The organism is Streptomyces bambusae (assembly GCF_019400985.1).
In the GTDB taxonomy this organism is placed as follows: Bacteria; Actinomycetota; Actinomycetes; order Streptomycetales; family Streptomycetaceae; genus Streptomyces; species Streptomyces bambusae_A.
On sequence record NZ_WTFF01000450.1, the window covers coordinates 1 to 4,628 of the forward strand.

4 protein-coding genes and 2 pseudogenes are annotated in these 4,628 nt (G+C 75.4%); 4 read left to right on the forward strand and 2 right to left on the reverse strand.

Annotated elements, in window-relative coordinates; translation table 11 throughout:
• The 3 genes and pseudogenes from GPJ59_RS33700 to GPJ59_RS33710 all read left to right on the forward strand — a co-directional run.
• Positions 1-846, forward strand: an 846-nt coding sequence (locus GPJ59_RS33700) for a protein phosphatase 2C domain-containing protein (RefSeq protein ID WP_219671738.1), incomplete at its 5' end; no start/stop codon positions are given.
• A 64-nt stretch (positions 847-910) separates the two neighbouring features.
• Positions 911-1,228: pseudogene (locus GPJ59_RS33705) on the forward strand (thiamine pyrophosphate-dependent enzyme); the annotation flags it as partial.
• 141 nt (positions 1,229-1,369) lie between these two features.
• The gene (locus GPJ59_RS33710; RefSeq protein ID WP_308120631.1) at positions 1,370-1,714 is read left to right on the forward strand and encodes an ATP-binding protein; all 345 of its coding nucleotides are present in this window, start codon (positions 1,370-1,372) and stop codon (positions 1,712-1,714) included.
• A 72-nt stretch (positions 1,715-1,786) separates the two neighbouring features.
• On the opposite strand, the gene GPJ59_RS33715 is transcribed toward GPJ59_RS33710, so the two are convergent.
• Positions 1,787-2,866: a DUF2637 domain-containing protein gene (locus tag GPJ59_RS33715; RefSeq protein WP_219671743.1), complete on the reverse strand. Its 1,080-nt coding sequence runs from the start codon at positions 2,864-2,866 to the stop codon at positions 1,787-1,789.
• Between the two features lie 383 nt (positions 2,867-3,249).
• Between GPJ59_RS33715 and GPJ59_RS33720 the strand changes: the two genes are divergently transcribed.
• Positions 3,250-3,912: a GntR family transcriptional regulator gene (locus GPJ59_RS33720; RefSeq protein WP_258025314.1), complete on the forward strand. Its 663-nt coding sequence runs from the start codon at positions 3,250-3,252 to the stop codon at positions 3,910-3,912.
• Between the two features lie 253 nt (positions 3,913-4,165).
• Here the strand turns inward: GPJ59_RS33720 and GPJ59_RS33725 are convergent.
• Positions 4,166-4,628: pseudogene (locus tag GPJ59_RS33725) on the reverse strand (hypothetical protein); the annotation flags it as partial.

Consider the following 4,628-nt stretch of genomic DNA (forward strand, 5'->3'; position numbering starts at 1 on the left):
GTCCGCCACCTCGGGGACCGGGCGCCCACCTACGCGGCCGAACCGGGCCGGCTCGCCGAGGCCGATCCGGCGGCCCTGCAGGCGCTGGTCCCCGACACCGTGCTGGAGGGCGCGCGCTACGGGACGTACACGCTGCGCGCCGCCTCCGTCCGCGGTGACTCCGCCCGCTACCGCGGGGAGGAGCGCCGGGACGTGCTGCTCACCGCCCGCTTCGGCGGGGGCGACGACGCGCTGGTGCTGGTCGCCGTGGCCGGCGCGGACCGGGCCGTGCCCCGGGCCCGGCAGGCGGCCGCCGAGGTCTGCCAGTGGGTCGCCGCGGCCGTCGGCCGCAGCCAGGAGCGCCTCGCCGACGACATCCGCTCCGGCCGCCGGGACGCGCTGCGCTCCGGGCTGCAGCGGCTCACCGACCGCGGCTACGGGCGGCTGCGGGCCCGCGCCGCCGAGCTCGGCCACGAGGAGGACCAGTACACCGCGGGCCTGCGCTGCCTGCTGCTGCCCATCGATCCGGAGTGCCGTATCCGGGTCTGCTTCGGCAGCGGCCCCGGCGGGCTGCTCCGGTTGCGCGCGGGCCGGTGGGAGGACCTGGAGGCGGGCGAGGACCCGCGGGAGGGCGAGGCCTCCAGCTTCCGGTTCCGCGCGGGCCTGGCGCGGGCCGGGGACACGCTGCTCGTCTGTTCCGGCGGTCTGGCCGCCCCGATGCGCGAGGAGCCGCTGCTGGCGGACGAGCTGGCCGCCCGCTGGAGCGGGCAGGAGGCGCCGGGACTCGCCGGCTTCCTGGCCGACGCCACGCTCCGCCTCAAGGGGTACGCCGACGACCGTACGGCCGCGGCGGTCTGGGAGACGTAACGGCGCGGACGTACGATGACGCCGCCTCGGTGCCGGCCGAACCGGACGAACGGCTGAACCGGCCGACGGCGGCGTCGTGTTCGTGTCCGGTGACGGCGGTTCCCCGATGCCGATGGGAGATTTCCTCACCCTGGTGCAGTACGCCCCACCCGTCGAAGTGCTCCCGTTCGCCAACTCCTCCCTCGGGACGGCCGGGTGGGAGAGGCCGATTTTCGGCCGCCCTCCGTACGGAACCCCCCACCGCACCCCGGACTTCGCCGCGGTGGCCCCCGAGACGGTGGCCGGATGTGAGCGGTCCGCCGACAAGGCCGTGCTGGACGGCGGGGTGGGGCTCGTGATCCGGATGGCTCGATCCGACCTCCGTAACGTGTCCTGGCCGTAACCCCGCAGGAGTGCGGACCGGCCCGGCGGGCATGCATCCCCGTAGACCTGTTCGAGAAGCGGACACGGGAGGGACGTCACCGTGCGGGTGGGGGAGAAGACGGGACTGGCCCGGGCGGTACACCGGGCGGATCTGCAGGCGGTGGGCGAAGTCCGCAGATCCCTGAGGGAGTTGTTGCGGCCACGGTGCCCGATGCAGCTGGCGGACGTGGCCGAGCTGCTCACCACCGAGCTCGTGACCAACGCCCTGGTCCATACGGACCAGGGCGCCGAGGTGTCCGCGACCCTGGATTCCGGCCGGTTACGGGTGGAGGTGCGGGACCACACCGCGCGCCGGCCCCGGCCGTACGTACCGACCGCCGACGACGGTACGCACGGCCGGGGACTGGTGCTGGTGGACGCCCTCGCCGACGCCTGGGGGGTGGACCCGCTGGGCGGCGGGAAGGTGGTGTGGTTCGAACTCGACGGAGGGCCGGCCCTGAGCTGAGATCGCTCACGACCGGCCCTCCGCCCGCCCGGCGCTCCGGGCCCGCCGGGCCCGTCGCGGCGCGCGGCGCCGTCAGCCGAACTGCTGCTCGAGATCCTTGAGCTTGCGCTCCAGGGAGTCGAGCCTCGGGATGGTCTGGGTGTCGTCCTCGGCGGTGAGGTCCACCGTCCGCGGTGCTGAGTCACTACCTGTCACGGCCTGCAGGGAGGGCCGCCTGGCGCTCCCTGCCAGAGGGAGCGAGGAGAGCGGGGGCAGCTGTCCCGGTTCCGCTATGGCGGGCTCCGCGCCGACCGGCGCGGAGCCGTTTCCCGGGGTCAGACCCGGGACCTCGATCTGGCGGCCGCGCGGCCGGGGCAGGCCGAAGGCCCGGTGCTGCCGGCCGAGCGCCCTGATGTGGGCCCGTTCGCGCCGCCGGTGCTCGCGGCGGCGCAGCCGGTCCTGCTCCTTCTCCCGCTTGTCCTCGCGCACCTCTTCCACCGCCTCGTCGAGCGTGCGTACGCCCTCCAGCAGCATCAGCGACCAGGCGCCGAAGGTCTCCCGGGGCGCCCGCAGCCAGCGCACGATCCGGATCTGCGGCAGCGGACGCGGCACCAGGCCCTGTTCGCGCAGTGCCGCGCGGCGGGTCTGCTTCAGCGCCCGGTCGAACAGCACGGCCGCGGAGAGGGACATGCCGGCGAAGAACTGCGGCGCTCCGTCGTGTCCCAGACCGCGCGGCGCGTGCACCCAGTTGAACCAGGCGGCGGCGCCCGCGAACAGCCACACCAGCAGCCGCGACCCGAGGGCCGCGTCGCCGTGGCTGGCCTCCCGGACGGCCAGCACCGAGCAGAACATGGCGGCGCCGTCGAGGCCGAAGGGGACCAGGTACTCCCAGCCCCCGGAGAGGTTGAGGTTCTGCCGGCCGAAGCCGACCAGCCCGTGGAAGGACAGTGCGGCCGCGACGGCCGCGCAGCAGAACAGCAGCACGTACGAGGCGGTCCCGTAGATCGCCTCCTTGCGGCGGCGGCGCTCCTCGCTGCGCTCCCAGGTGTCGTCCGCCGCGGCCTTCTCGCCGTCCCGCTTGCCCCGGGCCAGCACCGCGACCGCCGCAAGCACGCCCAGGATCAGCAGGCTGCCCGGAAGCAGCCAGTCCAGCGATATGTCGGTCAGTCTCATCCGGTGTCCCTTGCATCGCGTACGGCGGCTTTCCGGGCGCCATAGTGGCGGATCGGGAAGGGGCGGGAGGCGGGTTTCGGGGCAAGAGAACGCCAACGGGGTGCGAGGCCCTCCGGATAGGGTGTTGTCCGTCGAACTCCCGTACGTGGAGGCGGTGTCGAGTTCGATTACGACCACCCCTGAGGGTGGGTTGCCGCCCGCTGCGGGCGTCCCGGATCCGGCCGGGGCGGATTGCTGCGCGCAGAGCTTCAGGAGATCGTCGACAGGTAAGCCTTACCTTGCCCCGAATGGTCTCGCCCTGGTCGGTGCCGGGGCGTCCCGTATCCTCGGCGGAGCCGATCCGTCAGGAGGACCGAGTGCACGACGCGGCCGACACGGGTCTGATGCCGTCCCTGCCGTCTCTGCCGGCGCAGCAGACGACGCCCAAGGTGCTGCGCCATTCCGTGCGCGGGCAGGTGCTCGACGCGCTGCGCGCTGCGCTGGTCGACGGCGAGCTGGCGCCGGGCGAGATCTACTCCGGGCCCGCCCTGGGGGAGCGCTTCGGCGTCTCCGCGACGCCCGTGCGCGAGGCGATGCAGCAGCTGGCGCTGGAGGGCGCCGTGGAGTGCCTCCCGAACCGCGGCTTCCGGGTCCTGGCGCGGACCGCCCGGGAGCTGGCCGAGCTGGCCGAGGTACGGGCGCTGCTGGAGGTCCCCGTGATGCTGGGCCTGGCCCGTACGGTGGAGCCCGGGGCCTGGGCGGCCCTGCGCCCGGCCGCCGCGGCGACGGCCGCGGCAGCGGCCGCGTACGACCCCGCCGGCTACGCCGAGGCGGACCGCTCCTTCCACCGTGCCGTCCTGACCCTGGCGGGCAACGACCAGCTGGTCCAGGTGGCCGACGAGCTCCACCGCCGCTCGCAGTGGCCGGTCAAGGACGCGCCCCGGGTCCGCCGCGCCGACCTGGTGGCGGACGCGGCCGAGCACTCGGCACTCCTCGAAGCGCTGATCGCGGGCGATCTCCCGGTGGTCGAGTCGCTGGTCCGCGAGCACTTCGCCGGCTCCGCCTGACCCGCCGCCGGCCCCGGGCCCACCCGCGCGCCGCCGCTTCCGGGGGCCAGCCCCCGGCCCCCCGCGCCTCAAACGCCGGCGAGGCTGGATTGGCCCGGCGGGCCAGGGTTGGCCGGCTCCGTCGCCTGGCCCCGGCTTCACCCGTTCGTGCGCAGGCGCGCCGCCGCTTCCGGGGGCCGGCCCCCGGCCCCCCGCGCCTCAAACGCCGGCGAGGCTGGATTGGTGCCGACAAGGCTGGGTGGCGCCCGGGCCGCTACGCCGGGCTTGGGTGGAGGTGGTCTGCCAGCCAGGTGGGGATGCCGCCCAGCAGGTGGAACAGGCGGCGGGCCTCGGCGCGGAGCCGGGTGGCCTCCGGTTCCGGCTCGGCCTCGGCCAGGGCCGCCAGCGCCGGCGCCGTGCCGACCAGGAAGCCCAGTTCCTCGCGGATCCGCAGCGATTCCGCGAAGCCGTGCCGGGCCTCCGCCAGCTCCCCGTCGCGCAGGTCCAGGCCGGCCAGGTGCCGCCATGTGAAGGACAGCAGCAGGCTGTCGCCCTGCGCCGCGGCGCCCGCGTGGGCCCGGCGGTAGGCGGGCCGCGCGGCCTGCGGGGAGTCCGCGAGGTGCTCGGCCACCAGGCCCCGCCGGAAGTCCAGCAGCGGGCGGGCCGGTGAGTGCGGCGACAGCAGGGCCGCGGCCCGGCCCAGCGCCTGGGCCTTATACACATCTCCGAGCCCACGA

Coding starts and splice junctions, on each gene's coding strand:
- GPJ59_RS33715 (WP_219671743.1), bottom strand. CDS start 2,866: ATGAGACTGACCGACATATCGCTGGACTGGCTGCTTCCGGGCAGCCTG.
- GPJ59_RS33720 (WP_258025314.1), top strand. CDS start 3,250: ATGCCGTCCCTGCCGTCTCTGCCGGCGCAGCAGACGACGCCCAAGGTG.